The sequence below is a fragment of the Pseudomonas lactucae genome, assembly GCF_016937615.1.
Lineage (GTDB): Bacteria > Pseudomonadota > Gammaproteobacteria > Pseudomonadales > Pseudomonadaceae > Aquipseudomonas > Aquipseudomonas lactucae.
This window is the reverse complement of sequence record NZ_JAFHKI010000113.1, coordinates 1-15,535: the sequence shown is the minus strand read 5'-3', so window position 1 is coordinate 15,535 and position 15,535 is coordinate 1. Positions and strand designations below refer to the sequence as shown.

10 protein-coding genes and 1 pseudogene are annotated in these 15,535 nt (G+C 60.3%); 7 read left to right on the top strand and 4 right to left on the bottom strand.

Going from position 1 to position 15,535, the window contains the following annotated elements; translation table 11 throughout:
* Nucleotides 1-94: 94 nt before the first annotated feature.
* Nucleotides 95-1,486, bottom strand: a complete 1,392-nt coding sequence (gabP, locus tag JWR98_RS20480; RefSeq protein ID WP_078731149.1) for a GABA permease — start codon at nucleotides 1,484-1,486, stop codon at nucleotides 95-97.
* Nucleotides 1,487-2,039: 553 nt separating this feature from the next.
* Between gabP and JWR98_RS20475 the strand changes: the two genes are divergently transcribed.
* The 5 genes and pseudogenes from JWR98_RS20475 (at nucleotide 2,040) to JWR98_RS20455 (ending at nucleotide 6,203) form a co-directional block, all read left to right on the top strand.
* Nucleotides 2,040-2,813, top strand: a complete 774-nt coding sequence (locus JWR98_RS20475; RefSeq protein ID WP_003171092.1) for an ABC transporter ATP-binding protein — start codon at nucleotides 2,040-2,042, stop codon at nucleotides 2,811-2,813.
* A 13-nt stretch (nucleotides 2,814-2,826) separates the two neighbouring features.
* Complete coding sequence (locus tag JWR98_RS20470) at nucleotides 2,827-3,579, top strand: ABC transporter substrate-binding protein (protein ID WP_078731148.1); 753 nt, start codon at nucleotides 2,827-2,829, stop codon at nucleotides 3,577-3,579.
* Nucleotides 3,580-3,654: 75 nt separating this feature from the next.
* Nucleotides 3,655-4,347, top strand: coding sequence for an ABC transporter permease (locus tag JWR98_RS20465; protein WP_078731147.1), 693 nt, complete (start codon nucleotides 3,655-3,657; stop codon nucleotides 4,345-4,347).
* Nucleotides 4,347-5,036: an ABC transporter permease gene (locus JWR98_RS20460; protein ID WP_078731146.1), complete on the top strand. Its 690-nt coding sequence runs from the start codon at nucleotides 4,347-4,349 to the stop codon at nucleotides 5,034-5,036. The genes JWR98_RS20465 and JWR98_RS20460 overlap by 1 nt, the downstream gene beginning before the upstream one ends.
* Nucleotides 5,017-6,203 (top strand): annotated as a pseudogene (locus JWR98_RS20455) (methyltransferase). The gene JWR98_RS20460 and the pseudogene JWR98_RS20455 overlap by 20 nt, the downstream one beginning before the upstream one ends.
* A 228-nt stretch (nucleotides 6,204-6,431) precedes the next feature.
* Here the strand turns inward: JWR98_RS20455 and bcsQ are convergent.
* The gene (bcsQ, locus tag JWR98_RS20450) at nucleotides 6,432-7,403 is read right to left on the bottom strand and encodes a cellulose biosynthesis protein BcsQ (protein ID WP_078731144.1); all 972 of its coding nucleotides are present in this window, start codon (nucleotides 7,401-7,403) and stop codon (nucleotides 6,432-6,434) included.
* Nucleotides 7,404-7,669: 266 nt separating this feature from the next.
* Between bcsQ and lapG the strand changes: the two genes are divergently transcribed.
* Both lapG and lapD read left to right on the top strand, forming a co-directional pair.
* Nucleotides 7,670-8,386 (top strand): cysteine protease LapG, encoded by a 717-nt coding sequence (gene lapG / locus JWR98_RS20445; RefSeq protein ID WP_042945546.1) that lies wholly within the window; start codon nucleotides 7,670-7,672, stop codon nucleotides 8,384-8,386.
* 11 nt (nucleotides 8,387-8,397) lie between these two features.
* On the top strand, nucleotides 8,398-10,344 hold the full coding sequence (gene lapD / locus JWR98_RS20440) for a cyclic di-GMP receptor LapD (RefSeq protein WP_205491062.1): 1,947 nt from the start codon (nucleotides 8,398-8,400) through the stop codon (nucleotides 10,342-10,344).
* A 55-nt stretch (nucleotides 10,345-10,399) separates the two neighbouring features.
* Here the strand turns inward: lapD and JWR98_RS20435 are convergent, their stop codons facing one another.
* Both JWR98_RS20435 and JWR98_RS20430 read right to left on the bottom strand, forming a co-directional pair.
* Nucleotides 10,400-10,738, bottom strand: a complete 339-nt coding sequence (locus tag JWR98_RS20435; protein WP_078731142.1) for a tryptophan synthase subunit beta — start codon at nucleotides 10,736-10,738, stop codon at nucleotides 10,400-10,402.
* 124 nt (nucleotides 10,739-10,862) lie between these two features.
* Nucleotides 10,863-15,535 (bottom strand): beta strand repeat-containing protein (locus JWR98_RS20430; RefSeq protein WP_205491061.1); only part of this gene is annotated, 4,673 nt, incomplete at its 5' end.

Sequence of the window (15,535 nt, the reverse complement as noted above, 5' to 3'; positions counted from 1 at the left end):
CTTGCCCCCGATTGCGGTGTGTCAGTCACTTAGATGTCGGCTGACACACTGCTATCGGGGGCAAGCCCCCTCCCACATTTTTTACCGCATTTCGTCAGTTAAGCACCGCAGCGCCGGCTCTCTGCGCCTTGCGACGGCTCGCCACAATCAACCCCGCCGCCACTACCAGCAAGCTCAACACCCCTGTCGCAATAATCTCGACCCGGTGCGCTTCCTGGAACAGCATGAAGGTCAACGTCCCCACGATGAACACCATCACCGCGTAAGTCAGGCCGGGGAACAGCCACATCTTGAAGACGATTTTCTCACCCGCCGCCGTGCGCTTCTGGCGCATGCGCAGTTGCGACACGGCGATCACCAGGTACACCAGCAACGCAATGGCGCCGGAGCTGGCCAGCAGGAATTCGAACACCGCCGCCGGTGCCACATAGTTGGCAAACACGGCCAGGAACGCCGCGCCGGTGGACAGCATCACCGCCCAGTACGGCGTGCCGCTTTTATTGGTGCGCTTGGCCACAGCGGGTGCATCACCACGACGGCCAAGGGAGAACAGCATGCGCGACGCGGTGTACAGCGCCGAGTTCAGGCAACTGGTCACGGCAACCAACACCACCAGGTCGACGATCAGCTTGGCATTCGGGATGCCCATGCGTTCCAGCACGGTCTGGTAGGAACCTACCGCGGCCAGGGTCGGATCGTTCCACGGCACCAGGGACACGACGATGAAGATCGACAGCAGGTAGAACAAGCCAATCCGCCAGATCACCGAGTTGGTTGCCTTGGTGATTTGCTGGCCCGGGTTCTTCGATTCGGCCGCGGCGATGGTGACGATCTCGGTACCCATGAACGAGAACATGGTGGTCAGGATCGCCGCCAATACCGCACCCATGCCGTTGGGCATAAAGCCCTGGGTGTCAAACAGGTGCGACACGCCACTGACCTGGCTGGTGGGCAGGAAGCCGAAAATCGCCGCCAGGCCGAGGACCACAAAGCCCACGATCGCAACGACTTTAATCAGCGCAAACCAGAACTCGAACTCGCCGTAGTTCTTCACGCTGAACAGGTTGGTCGCCGTCAACAGCAGGGTGATGACCAGCGTGAACGCCCAGATCGCCACATCCGGGAACCAGGCGTGCAGGATGGTCGCGGCGGCGTTGGCCTCCAAGGGAATCACCAGCACCCAGAACCACCAGTACAGCCAGCCGATGGTAAAACCGGCCCAGTGACCGATCGCACGGTCGGCGTAAGTGGAGAACGAACCGGTGTCCGGCGACGCCACGGCCATTTCGGCCAACATGCGCATGACCAAGACCACCAGCGTCCCCGCAGCGGCATAAGCCAGCAGTACGGCAGGCCCGGCGGCGGCAATCGCGTGGCCGGAGCCGACAAACAAGCCGGCACCGATAACGCCGGCAATCGAGAGCATGGTGACATGACGCGGTTTGAGCCCCTGTTCGAGGTCATTGGAGCTTTGCGTACTACTCATTGACACACCTTTGCGAGGAATTGCGAAAACGGTCCACCCTGCGTGGAACCCTCATCGTGAAAAGAAACCAACAGGGCGTTCTTTATTTTTTACGCAAGTTTTGCGCCAAAATGTTACAAACTCCCGATTGACGGGGCTTGTAGGACATTTCAGCAGTCATCGCAAGTCATTGAGAACAATGGCATTCTGCTATTTCGTTACCAGGCGACCCACATTCAACACGCACAAGCGCACCATAAACACCCACAAAACGTGCGCGACGCCCCACAAAAGGGCCGATAGGTACCGTTTGCCCGTTTAACCCTTCCAACACCCGGCCAAAGCTGGCACCATCGCGCCCTTTTTTACGCGAAGCCTGCGGTTTCTCGGGTTCAAACGGTTGTTCGGTTGTTAATGGCGCGACACCCTGCTGTGTCGATGCGACACCCCGCCGCACACCGTCTGTTTACCGTCCGCGGCGCTGTTGGTGTCATCCGGACGCTATGCTAGCTTGGCGCCTCGCCAGGAAGGCGCTCCAACAGCGCAGATCGCAACGAACACAAGAGGTACGCACATGGCCGAGGCCACGCCCGCGCTTGAAATCCGCAACTTGCATAAACGCTATGGTGAGCTGGAGGTACTCAAGGGTATCTCGCTGACCGCTCGCGACGGCGATGTGATCTCGATCCTGGGTTCCTCCGGTTCCGGCAAGTCCACGTTCCTGCGTTGCATCAACCTGCTGGAAAACCCGCACCAGGGCGAGATCCTGGTGGCTGGCGAAGCGCTCAAGCTCAAGGCCGCGAAAAACGGCGAGCTGATGGCCGCGGACGGCAAGCAGATCAACCGTCTGCGCAGCGAAATCGGTTTTGTGTTTCAAAACTTTAACCTGTGGCCGCACATGAGCATCCTCGACAACATCATCGAGGCCCCTCGCCGTGTGCTCGGCCAGAGCAAGGCCGAGGCGATAGAAGTAGCCGAAGCCCTGCTGGCCAAGGTCGGCATCGCCGACAAGCGCCACGCCTACCCCGCTCAACTGTCCGGTGGGCAGCAGCAACGCGCGGCCATCGCGCGCACCCTGGCGATGCAACCCAAGGTCATCCTGTTCGACGAACCTACGTCAGCCCTTGACCCCGAAATGGTCCAGGAAGTACTTAATGTGATCCGCGCGCTGGCCGAAGAAGGCCGCACCATGCTGCTGGTCACTCACGAAATGGGCTTTGCCCGCCAGGTGTCCAGTGAAGTGGTGTTCCTTCACCAAGGCCTGGTCGAGGAGCAAGGATCGCCACAGCAGGTGTTTGAAAACCCGCTTTCGGCGCGCTGCAAACAATTCATGTCCAGCAACCGCTAACGGAGCAACATGCATGCAGAACTATAAAAAATTCCTTCTGGCCGCGGCCGTCTCGATGGCGTTCAGCGCCACGGCCATGGCAGAAACCTTGAAGATGGGGATCGAAGCGGCCTACCCACCGTTCAATAACAAAGACGCCAGCGGCAACGTCGTGGGCTTCGACAAAGACATCGGCGACGCCCTGTGCGCCAAGATGAAAGTCGAGAAGTGCGAAGTGTATGTGTCGGACTGGGACGGCATTATCCCGGCCCTGAATGCCAAGAAGTTCGACTTCCTGGTGTCCTCGCTGTCGATCACCGAGGAGCGCAAACAGGCCGTTGACTTCACCGATCCGTACTACTCCAACAAGCTCCAGTTCATCGCACCTAAAGCCACAGCGGACTTCAAGACCGACGCGGCTTACCTGAAGGGCAAAGTCATCGGTGCACAGCGTGCGACGCTGGCCGGTAGCTACCTTGAAGACAAGCTCCCGGAAACCGAAGCCAAGCTCTACGACACCCAGGAAAACGCCTACCTTGACCTGACGTCCGGCCGATTGGACGGGATCCTCGCCGACAAGTACGTGCAGTACGAATGGCTCAAGAGCAAAGACGGTTCCGCCTACGAGTTCAAGGGCGACCCGGTTGTAGAAAGCGACAAGATTGGCATCGCCGTACGCAAGGGCGACCCACTGCGCGAACGCCTGAACAAAGCCCTGGCAGAGATCAAGGCAGACGGCACCTACAAGAAAATCAACGACAAGTACTTCCCGTTCAGCATCGAATGACCTGAACGACCTGACCGGCGTGCGCCCCTGGCCGCGCCGGTTTTTATGCAATGCCTGCCGCGATATGAAAACACCATGAATTTCGATCTCTACGGATTCGGCCCCGCGCTTGTCGCCGGCGCGCTGATGACCGTCAAACTGGCGCTCACGGCCCTGTGCCTGGGGCTGGTATTGGGCCTGGCCGGCGCCTTGGCCAAGACTTCGCCGTACAAGCCGCTGCAATGGCTGGGCGGCACTTATTCGACCATCGTTCGCGGCGTGCCGGAGCTGTTGTGGGTGTTGTTGATTTACTTCGGCACCATCAACGCGATGCGCGGGCTGGGTGAACTGCTCGACATTCCCGACCTCTCGCTCAGCGCCTTCGCCGCTGGCGTTATCGCACTGGGCCTGTGTTTCGGCGCCTACGCCACAGAAGTACTGCGCGGCGCGATCATCTCCATCCCCAAAGGCCACCGCGAAGCCGGCGTGGCGTTGGGCCTGTCGAAGGTGCGAATCTTTACCCGGTTGATCATGCCGCAGATGTGGCGCATCGCCCTGCCAGGCCTGGGCAATCTGTTCCTGATCCTGATGAAGGACACCGCACTGGTCACGGTCATCGGCCTCGAAGAAATCATGCGCCATGCGCAAATTGCCGTCACCGTGACCAAACAGCCGTTCACCTTCTATATGGTCGCCGCGCTCATTTACCTGGGCCTGACGTCACTGTCGATGGTGGCGATGCACTTCCTGGAAAAACGCGCCGCCCGCGGCTTCGTGAGGACGACGTAATGGAATGGGAAGTCATCATCAAGTGGCTGCCGAAGTTTATCCAGGGCGCCATCCTGACCCTGGAACTGGTGGGCATTGCCGTGATTCTTGGCCTGATCCTGGCCATCCCACTGGGTATCGCGCGCTCGTCCAAGCGCTGGTACGTGCGCTCGCTGCCCTACGCCTATATCTTTTTCTTTCGGGGCACGCCGCTGCTGGTGCAGCTGTTCCTGGTCTACTACGGCCTGGCGCAATTCGACAGCATCCGCTCAAGCTTCATGTGGACGTACCTGCGCGACCCGTTCTGGTGTGCCACTGCCACCATGACGCTGCACACCGCGGCCTATATCGCGGAGATCCTGCGGGGCGCCATCCAGGCCATTCCCCCTGGCGAAATCGAAGCAGCCCGTGCGCTGGGCATGTCCAGGCCCAAGACGCTGCTCTACATCATCCTGCCCCGCGCCGCGCGCATCGGGTTGCCGGCCTACAGCAACGAAGTGATCCTGATGCTCAAGGCCAGCTCGCTGGCAAGCACCGTGACCCTGCTGGAACTGACCGGCATGGCCCGCACGATCATTGCGCGCAACTACCTGACCGTGGAAATGTTCTTCACCGCCGGTGTGTTCTACCTGCTGATCTCCTACCTGTTGGTACAGGGCTTCAAACTGCTGGAACGCTGGCTGCGCGTCGATGCCTGCCAGGGACGTTGAAGCGCGCTTTGCCGCGCTGGATGCGTTCCTGATCGAGCATCAAAGGCTGTGGCGGCCACGGCCTTTTACTCATCAACGGTTACCTTGGGAAAGCGAGCTGCCTGAGCTCGCCCAATGGCTGCGCCAACGCACCTTGGCCGAGGCCGAAACCAGCCACAACCAACCTCACCAACTGCTCGCACCCGCGCCTTTCCCGGCATTGGCCGCCGAGGCCGTGCGCCTCGGGGCTGTGGATAAGTTACCGGCGCAGCCCCTGCAACCCGCCGTGCGCCGCCTGAGTGTCGACGTACCGGGCCGCAAGTGGCGACAGATCGAAGCCTTCGGCGCGGCCCTGCATTTTGCGCAAACGCCGACCCACTGGCTGGACTGGTGCGCCGGCAAGGGCCACCTTGGCCGGCGCCTGCTGCACACAGGCCAGCAACTGACCTGCCTGGAACACGATCCGGCCCTGATCGCAGCCGGCCAAGCCTTGAGCGACCACCATCGACTGCCGTCACCCATCGCCTGCAAGACGTGATGGCACCGCTGACGCTCAGCTTCGAACACACGCCGGTCGCCCTGCACGCCTGCGGTGACCTGCACGTGCGCCTGCTGCAACTGGCCAGCGCCGCCGGTTGCAAACAACTGGCGCTGGCCCCCTGTTGCTACAACCGCATCAGCGCAGACACTTACCAGCCGCTGTCCGAAGCGGCTCGCGCGTCATCCCTGCAACTGTCGCTCGACGATCTCGGCCTGCCCCTCAGCGAAACCGTCACCGCCGGCAAACGCGTCCGCCTGCAGCGCGACACATCCATGGCCCGTCGCCTGGCTTTCGATCAGTTGCAACGCCGGTTACGTGGCTGCGATGAATACCTGCCCACGCCCTCCCTGCCCGCCAGCTGGCTGGACAAACCCTTCGCCGACTACTGCCAGGCGTTGGCACACCTCAAAGGGTTATCCACAGGTGAACAGGACTGGGCGACACTGGAAGCAGACGGTTGGCGTCGCCTGGCCGAGGTCAGAAACCTGGAATTGCTGCGTGGTCTGTTTCGGCGCCCGCTGGAGCTGTGGCTGGTGCTGGATCGGGCACTCTTTCTGGCTGAGCGCGGCTACAGGGTTGAGGTGGGCAGTTTTTGCGAGCCCGCCCTGACGCCGCGCAACCTGATGGTGCTTGCCGAGCGCGATTAAGGGGCAAAATTGTCGCACCCCAACCTGTGGATAACTCTGTTGATGGATTCTTTGCGAGACCTTTAACTATCTGCGTTTCAAGGCAAAAGCGGCGCTGGTCATTTTTTGTTCACAAAATAAAACGCCCGTAAAACAGGCAGTTGCGAGGTGATGAGAATGGCTCCGCCAAATGGCTGCTTCGAGACGACCCCATCCATCCGATTGTGCATAAGCATCTGGCGTTAGCGTCTAAACCGCGCTTTGCGAGGTACGTTTTCGGGTGATCAACAACCGGCACAGGTCGTTGATATCGTCTGCCGCCAGGCTTGGCGCCGTGCGTTCCAGCGGGTCCGTGGCAAAGGCCAGCGCCTCGCTGATCGCCGGATCGCGGTGCACAACCTTCAACGCAGACTCGCCCCGGCGCAGCGTGAAGGCTTTGAGCATATCCAGGTCAAACCCCGAGCCTTCATCCAGCTGATTGATCACCCAGTGACAACGGGCCGCACGCTCTCGCTCAAGATGAGGCGCCAAGAGCTCATCCAATTGATCCAACGTACCGAGGCAGGCGGCATTCGGCTGGGCAACCACCAGCACAATGTCGGCCACGCTGAGGGCTTGGTTGAGATAGACATTGTGACCTGCGGGCGTATCGACGATCACCAGATGCCCCTCACTCAGCCCCAGCGCCGACAGATGCCGCGCCAGCCATTGGGGCTCGCCTGCGAGCCAGCGCTGCAGATTCTCCTTCTGTCGAGTATCGGTATCCCCAAAGGGGAGCACCTGGCAACCGCAAAAGCCCGCTTGCAGAACTGTCGTCCACGGCGCCTTGAACAGGCTGCTGCGACCCACGCCGAGTCGCTCATGTTCGACCCCAAAGTGCTGGCGCAAAGCGTTTTGTGGGTCCAGGTCCAATGCCACCACCGACTCACCAAGACGCTGCAAGCCGCTGCTCAACGCCGTGGCGAGGGTACTGCGGCCAACGCCGCCATTGATGGATATCAACGCCACCACGGTCGGGCGCAGCGCGAACCGTTGATGACTCGGGGGCGCGTCATCGGCGCAGAACGGCTGGCCCCCTGCGCGCGAACCATTTTTTGCGTTCGCGCGGGTGCCGTCATCAAACGGGAGGGTACCGAAAAAGTGCAGTCGAGCTTTTTTCCCGCAGGGATCACGGGTGACGCGCTGGCCGGACACGGCAAACAGGTCATCGGTGCGACTCATGGCCGGGACTCCTTCGAGGCGTCCGATAAAGACCTGAAAGGTCGGTAAGACAAGGATTTACCGCAGTCTTTTTGTAGGCGCTCAGGTCGCTACATTCTGTGACAGCGGGGGTGAGGTGTCATTATTTTGATGAAATAGCCACAACTGTTTCGGACGAGCGGAAAATAGCCAATTTACTGACGACAAGTTCACGGGTTTCAAGCGCTGATGATTTCATCGTGCCATTGTTTTTTGCCGGCTATCAACGCACCATTGCCGCACCTTCTATGCTGCAAGCTCTGGTAATCGCAGTGGCGATACGCTTTAAACTCCCGCGCATTCTGTACAGCGTTGCCATCGCGTTGTTGCTGGGTGGCGGCCTGCTGGGCGATTTGCTCGCCGATTGGGATTTCAGCCAGATCAGCCGCCGCGCCGAATCGCTTTACGGGCCGCTCGGCCCCGGCCGTCAGCGCATCGACGCCTGGCAACAATTGCTGGCGACACAAAGGCAGGTCAGCGAGAGCGAGCAGCTCAAAGTGGTCAACTTGTTCTTCAACCGTCAGCTGCACTATGAAGAAGACATCGATCTGTGGCACGAGATTGATTATTGGGCGACCCCCATTCAATCCCTCTGGAAAGGCGCCGGCGACTGTGAAGACTATGCCATCGCCAAATACTTCAGCCTGCGACACTTGGGTGTGCCGGCCGAGAAGCTGCGCATCACCTATGTCAAGGCCTTGCGCCAGAACCGCGCGCATATGGTGCTGACGTATTATGCAAGCCCCGAAGCCATGCCCCTGGTGCTGGACAGCCTGATGGACCCCATTCTGCCGGCCAGCCAACGCACGGACCTGCTGCCCGTATATGCGTTCAACGGCGAGGGGCTGTGGCTGACCGGCGCGGCGGGCAATAAAAAAGTCGGTGATACCAAGCGCCTGTCACGCTGGCAGGACGTCTTGAAAAAAATGACCGCTGAAGGGTTTCCGGCCAGTTCGGATAATTAACAGGAGCTACGATGTCACTGTTCAAACAATTGCTGATCGCTATCTGCGTGTTCCTGGTGGTCGCATTCAGCGGTAGCTTCATGGTCAGCCTGGAAAGCTCGCGTACGCAGTACGTCAATCAACTGCGCTCCCACGCCCAGGATGCAGCCACCGCGCTGGCGCTGTCGCTGACCCCGAACATCGATGACCCGGCGATGACCGAGCTGATGGTCAGTTCGATCTTTGACAGTGGCTACTACGCGAGCATCCGCGTGATAGACCTGAGCAATAACCAGGTTCTGGTAGAACGCGCCGCCGAGCCAGACGCGAGCGGCGTACCGGCCTGGTTCGTGAAAATGATCGGTCTGGCGCCGGCCGGCGGCGATGCCATTGTCAGCCGCGGCTGGCAACAGGCGGCGCGGGTTGAAGTGGTCAGTCACCCGATGTTTGCCTTGGCCAAGCTGTGGCGCAGCGCATTGGGCAGCCTGGGCTGGCTGTTGGTCTGCGGTGCCGTGAGCGCGATATTGGGCGCGCTGTTGCTGCGTCGCCAACTGAAGCCGCTGGACTATATGGTCGAGCAGTCGCACGCCATCGCCCGTCGCGAGTTCCTGAGTTTGCCTGACCTGCCCCACACCCCCGAATTACGTCGGGTGGTGCAGGCCATGAACCAGATGGTGGAGAAGCTCAAGGCGCTGTTCCATGAGCAGACCGAGCGCAGCGAGCGGCTGCGTGTGGAGTCCTATCAGGACAGCCTGACAGGCCTGGCCAACCGTCGCTATTTCGAGATGCAGCTGCATTCCCGAGTCAGCAATCTGGAAGAATCCAGTTCAGGCTACCTGCTGATGTTGCGGGTCAACGATCTGAGCGGCCTCAACCAGCGCCTTGGCGGGCAGCGTACCGACCAACTGCTGCAAGCCGTCAGCCAGCAACTGGTGCGCACCTGCGCCAAATACCCCGAGACCCAAAATCTGATCACTCGCAGCCGTGGCGGCGAGTTCGCGGTGCTCGCCCCTGGCCTGGTACGCGACGAAGCGGTGCAACTGGCGCAGGCCCTGGAAAGCACCCTGCAAAGCCTTTACGAAACGGGCGCCACCGACATGCCGATCGTGGCCTACATCGGGCTTGCGCCGTACAACCCCGGCGATGCCTCGGCAGACCTGCTGATGCTGGCCGACCAAGCTCTGACCCAGGCCGAGGCCAGCACCGGTCAAACCTGGGTCTGCCTGGAGCACCAAGTTCCCGGCACGGTCAGCGATGACCCGCACAACTGGCACACCTTGCTCGACAACGCCTTGAATCAGGGGCGCTTCCGCCTGTTTTTCCAACCCGTGCTCAGTAGCAGCGACACCCGGCAGGTCCTGCATTACAAAGTGCTGTCACGCTTGCTCGACAACCAGGACCAGACCATTGCCGCGGGCCAGTTCCTGCCTTGGCTGGAGCGTTTCGGCTGGACCGCGCGACTCGATCAACTGATGCTCGACCTGGTGATCAAACACCTCACACAGCACAACCACTCGGTGGCGTTGAACCTCTCGGCCGCCACCTTGAATGACCCCCAGGCCCTGGAACGGATATTCGAACGCCTGGCCCAACACCCGGCGCTGGGGCCGCGACTGACGCTGGAAATCGGTGAAGAGCAAGTGCCCGAGCAAACCCAGCTCGAGCGCCTCACCCGGCGCATGCGCAGCCTCGGCTACAGCCTGGGGTTGCAGCGTTTCGGCGGACGTTTCAGCATGATCGGCAACCTGGCGAACCTGGGCCTGGCCTACCTTAAAGTCGACGGCAGTTACATCCGTGCAATCGATCAGGAAAGCCACAAGCGCTTTTTTATCGAGGCAATCCAGCGTGCCGCCCACAGCATTGATCTGCCGTTGATTGCCGAGCGCGTGGAAACCGAAGGTGAGTTGCGGGTGATCCGCGAGATGGGTATCGAAGGGGTACAAGGCCAACTGGTCGGCGAACCGGCGCCCTGGCAGTAAAGCACTGAACGCTCATGCCTCCCTGACGGTCTTGCCGTGAAGGAGGTGTGCCGTGTCAGATCAAACCGGTTTCATCGTCATTGATCAGCTCGCTCAAGCCGCCCAACGTCGCCCTCGCCTTGGTACGCTCCAAAAACTTGGCCTGTGCCGCCGCCGGCAAGTCAGTGATGCTCATCACGTTCTTGGTGATCAGCACCTGGATCAAGTCATCGAGCACTCGAATCATCTCAAGGTCGCTTTGCTTGAGCTGTTTGAGGCTGCTATCGACCGCATCGTCGGCAAACCACGCCAGAATCTCATGGTCGCCGGGCGGTAGCGTCTCGGTAGCGCCGGCGAAGGCCTGCGCCTCGACGCGAACCAAAGCGTTGTGTTGATCGCGTTGCACGTAGAACATCAGCCCTCTCCCAATAAAAAATCCCTGCAGGCGCCGCACACGGCTCCCACAGAGATTACACACATTTCCCTGACGCTGATGCCCATGCAGCGCCAATCCCGAAAGATTGACGCCGCCAGAGTGATCAGTCGTGGTGCTTGACGGTCAAGTCGCCGCCGGCGATCAGGTTGTTGATCGCGGTGCTGCCACTGCCCCAGTTGGCGCCATCGATCTTGATCGTGACATCGGCCGTGCCGCCCTGGGCGGTGAACGAACCGGTGCTGCTCACGCTCAGCGTCGAGTTGCCGGATGCGTCGGTGGTCAACTTCAAGTAGCTGGACAAGTTGGTGTCATTGTTGCCTTGCAGCAAGTCGGACAGGTCCAGTTTGTCACCTTCGCCATGCTTGAAGTCGGTGATGCGATCAAAGCCACCGCTGGTGTTGGTGTCGCCTTTGAGCCATACAAAGGTATCGGCACCCGCGCCGCCGGTGAGGACGTCATTGCCCCTGCCGCCCACCAGGATATCGTTGCCTGCACCGCCGTTGAGCGTGTCGTTACCGCCCTGGCCGAACAGGATGTCATCGCCGGCGTTGCCGATCAGGGTGTCGCCGCCATCCTTGGTACCGTAAATGTTCGACGCGCTGGCCAGTGCACCGATGTCCTGCACATGCTCGGTGATGTACTGATGCAGCGTACGGTCATCGATGTGATCGACCGTGGTGGACAGCTTCTCGGCAGCGAACGCCTTGAGTGCGGCATTGCCTTCCTGGCCGTTGTAACTGATCAGGTCACCGAACAGGATGTCGTTGCCCGAACCGCCGGAAACGTTGTCTGCACCGGTATCGGCGGTGTGGCCGGTGATGGTGTCCGCCAGCTTCGCGGTATCGATGGTGCTGACCGTCTTGTCAGAATCGAAGTACTTCTGAAGCATGTCTTTGTCGACGTTGCTGCCCAGGCCGATGGCCTGTACTTCCACGCCGCCGGGAACCGAAGTCGTCAGCGCGGTGTAAGCAGCCTTGGCGTTGTCCAACGCATAGTCGTAGCGACTGCTGCTGGCAGCCCCCGCTACGTCGAAACCACCATGGCCGTCGGACACGACGTAACCTTGCAGGATCCGGGTGCCGGACGAGTCATACGAGTAGACCTTGCCGTCAGTGTCGACGATGACCCGTGTCTGGTCATAGACGGTTGCGGTGAGTGCGGTGGTCTGGCCCAAGGTGTAGGTGTTGCCGTTGACCTTGCTGTCGAAGTCGACGTTACCGCCCCACCAGTAGCTGGCAGACCCCAGGCTGACGCTGGCATACGTATAGTTGTAGACATTCGGCTCACCGTCGGTAATGAAATACGTCAGGTTTTTCGCGCCGATGTTGCTGGTGGCGTCAGTGCTCTTGAACCAGGCCGTTGCCGCATTGAAGGCGTCCTGGTAGTTGGTCATGTCGTTCGGGTTGGAAGCCATGTTATTCAACACAACCTGCAGGGCGGCCTTGGCGGCGGCCTGGTCCGCCAGGTTGACCGACACCAGCGACTCGACCTTGGTATCGAAATCGACCAGCAACACCTTCACTACACCCGACCCCGTCAGCTTCGCGTTAGCGATCAGCGTGTCGAAAATGCTGGAGAGCTGGCCTTTGATCGAGTTCATCGCCGACGACCCGATACTGCCCGAGGTATCGACGACAAAGGCGATGTTGTAGTTGGAGCCTGGCGTGGTGATACCACCCTTGTCGCCCACCACGATGTTATTGGCTGAGCTTGTGCCCAGATCGATGGTGTCCGCCGCCGCGCCGCCTTCGGCGACAGTGTTGTAGACCTGGGACTTGACCGTGATGGTGGTCGTAGCCACAGACGAGCTCAGGCTGTTGCCACCCTCGTTGTCAGTCACGGAGACATCAATGGAGCGATCACCGATGGCTGGGTACTTGCTGGTGCTGGAGTACTGGAACGACTCAAGCAGCGCCTTATACGTAGCCGCATCCGCCGCACCCGACAGGGTCAGCACGATCTTGCCGCTGACGTCAGTACCGACGCTGGTCAGGGTAATGCCTTTGTAGGTGCCGCCTACGGTCACCAGGCTGGAGCTGAGCTGATCACCCGCACTGGCGTTTTTCAGGGTGATGGTCGCGCTTTGCATCTGGGTGCTGTCGACATCAGCGATGGCCACGCTGCCGGTAATCGCCACACCGGTGTTGCTGCGCTCGGTGTACGAGGTGTTGTAGCCGGTGGCAATGGTACCGTCGACGGTGCTGAGGTCCAGGGTCGGCGCGTCGTTGACCGCGGTGACCACGATGGTGATTTTGCCGGTCGTAACCTCTTCAACCCCGGTGCTCAACTCTTTGGCCGTCGCTTTGACGGTGATATCGAAGCTGGCGGTCGAATCCTTGAACGGCGTGACCGTCAGGGTTTTCAAGTTCCAGTCGCTGACATCGTAGAGCGCGGTGGTGCCGGTGGAGGTGTAGCTGTGGCCAGTGGCGCCATCGGTAATCACGGTGCCTTTTGGCAAGCCGCTGATTTCGACCTTATGGGATTCGGAGCCGTCATTGTCGACAAACGTGGTGGTGATCGGAGCGACCTTGATGGCGGTATCTTCCAGCCCACGGTTGTAGACGTAGCCGGTGTAATAGCCTTCGCCATTGACCACGTGGCTATCGCCCAGCACCGCGCCGGCGGCTTTCAACGCGTCCACGCTGGTGTAGGTCTGCACGCCGCTGTTGCCCAGCGACATCGACGGACCATTGTTGACCGACAGATTGACGTCGTAGCTACCGCCGCCTGCCTGGTTGTAGTGGTAAATATCGAGGGTGTAGTAACCCGATTCGGTCGGCGTATAGGCCGAGCCGGTAATCGCGCTGCCTTTGCTCCAGGTTTCGGAAGCGACCAACTTGCCGCCCACGGTGATCGCCAGGCTGTCGTCAGCCGTACCGGTGAAGGTATAGCTCTTGCCGGCTTCCAGGTAGATCAGGCCAGAGACCTTGGTCGCCGTGCCCTCCGCCACACCACCGTTGCTGACACTGCTGACCACACCTGTAGAGAGCGCGCTGGCGGCGGTCTTGGCGTCGATCACCTTGATCAGGTCGCTGGACTGCGCAACACCGTTACCGTTGGTGCCCAGGTCTTTGGCGAGCGTGCCACCGGTCCAGGTCTGAATGACCAGCCCTGTCGGCACTGCGCTGAATTGGCCCACGGTCACAACCGGCACATCCGTCACCGGATGGATATCCACCGTGATGGTTTTGGTGTCGCTGTAAGAGTTGCCGTCGGTAGCCTGGAACTTCAGCTGGGTGCAATCGCTCAGCTTGTTACCCACGCCAATGCCGCTGAAGCTGTTATCGCCCGATTCGTTGGCCGCCGGGGTGTAACGCACGTTGTGGTTATCGAAGTCAGATTGGCTGAATGCCTTGCCGGCCGAGGTATCGGTTTTCAGATCCGACGAGGTCAGCGCGAACCACTGGCCGTTGACTTTGTATTCGATGGAACCGGCAGGCAGGCTGGTGAACACCACTTTCGGATTCGCGGAGTCTTCATCCTTGACCCCGAAGTTCGCCCACGTCAGTTCGACCGAGGTGTCTTCGTTGCTCTGGATGCTGCTGCCGGTGGCGGTTGGGGTGTCGTCGACCAGCGTTACGGTTGGCGTAGCACTGTTGTGCGACGTGGCGTTATCCGCATCGGTGACAGTCAGGTCGATCTTCGGCAACTGGTTACCGGCGTTGACCCAATCGGCGCCTTTCTGTGTCAGGACCACGTTGGTGCCCGAGAGGGTGTAGTAAGCGTCGACGTTGGTGCCTGCGGTGAACGCAACTTTCAGGTTCGCAACTGGGGTTTCTTCGTCGGTCGCGGTGAAGGTACCGGCGACGGTGCCGACCTTGGCGCTGTTCTCGACGATGGTGTTGGCAGCCACGGTGATGACCGGGATGTCGTTGACCAGAGTGACGGTTGGCTGCGCATCGTTGTGCGACGTGGCGTTATCCGCATCGGTGACAGTCAGGTCGATCTTCGGCAACTGGTTACCGGCGTTGACCCAATCGGCGCCTTTCTGTGTCAGGACCACGTTGGTGCCCGAGAGGGTGTAGTAAGCGTCGACGTTGGTGCCTGCGGTGAACGCAACTTTCAGGTTCGCAACTGGGGTTTCTTCGTCAGACGCGGTGAAGGTACCGGCGACGGTGCCGACCTTGGCGCTGTTCTCGACGATGGTGTTGGCAGCCACGGTGATGACCGGGATGTCGTTGACCAGAGTGACGGTTGGCTGCGCATCGTTGTGCGACGTGGCGTTATCCGCATCGGTGACAGTCAGGTCGATCTTCGGCAGCTGATTGCCAGCGTTGACCCAATCGGCGCCTTTCTGTGTCAGGACCACGTTGGTGCCCGAGAGGGTGTAGTAAGCGTCGACGTTGGTGCCTGCGGTGAACGCAACTTTCAGGTTCGCAACTGGGGTTTCTTCGTCGGTCGCGGTGAAGGTACCGGCGACGGTGCCGACTTTCGCGGTGTTTTCGACGATGGTAGTGGCAGCCACGGTGATGACTGGGATGTCGTTCACCAGCGTCACGGCAGGCTGAGCATCAGCGTGCGAAGTGGCGTTGTCAGCATCGGTAACGGTCAGATCGATCTTCGGCAGTTGATTACCGGCGTTGACCCAATCGGCGCCTTTCTGTGTCAGGACCACGTTGGTACCGGAGATCGCGTAGTAACCGTCGGCGTTAGCGCCTGCGGTGAACGCAACTTTCAGGTTCGCAACCGGAGTTTCTTCGTCAGACGCGGTGAAGGTACCGGCGACAGTGCCGACTTTCGCAGTGTTCTCGACGATGGTGTTGGCTTCAACGGTGA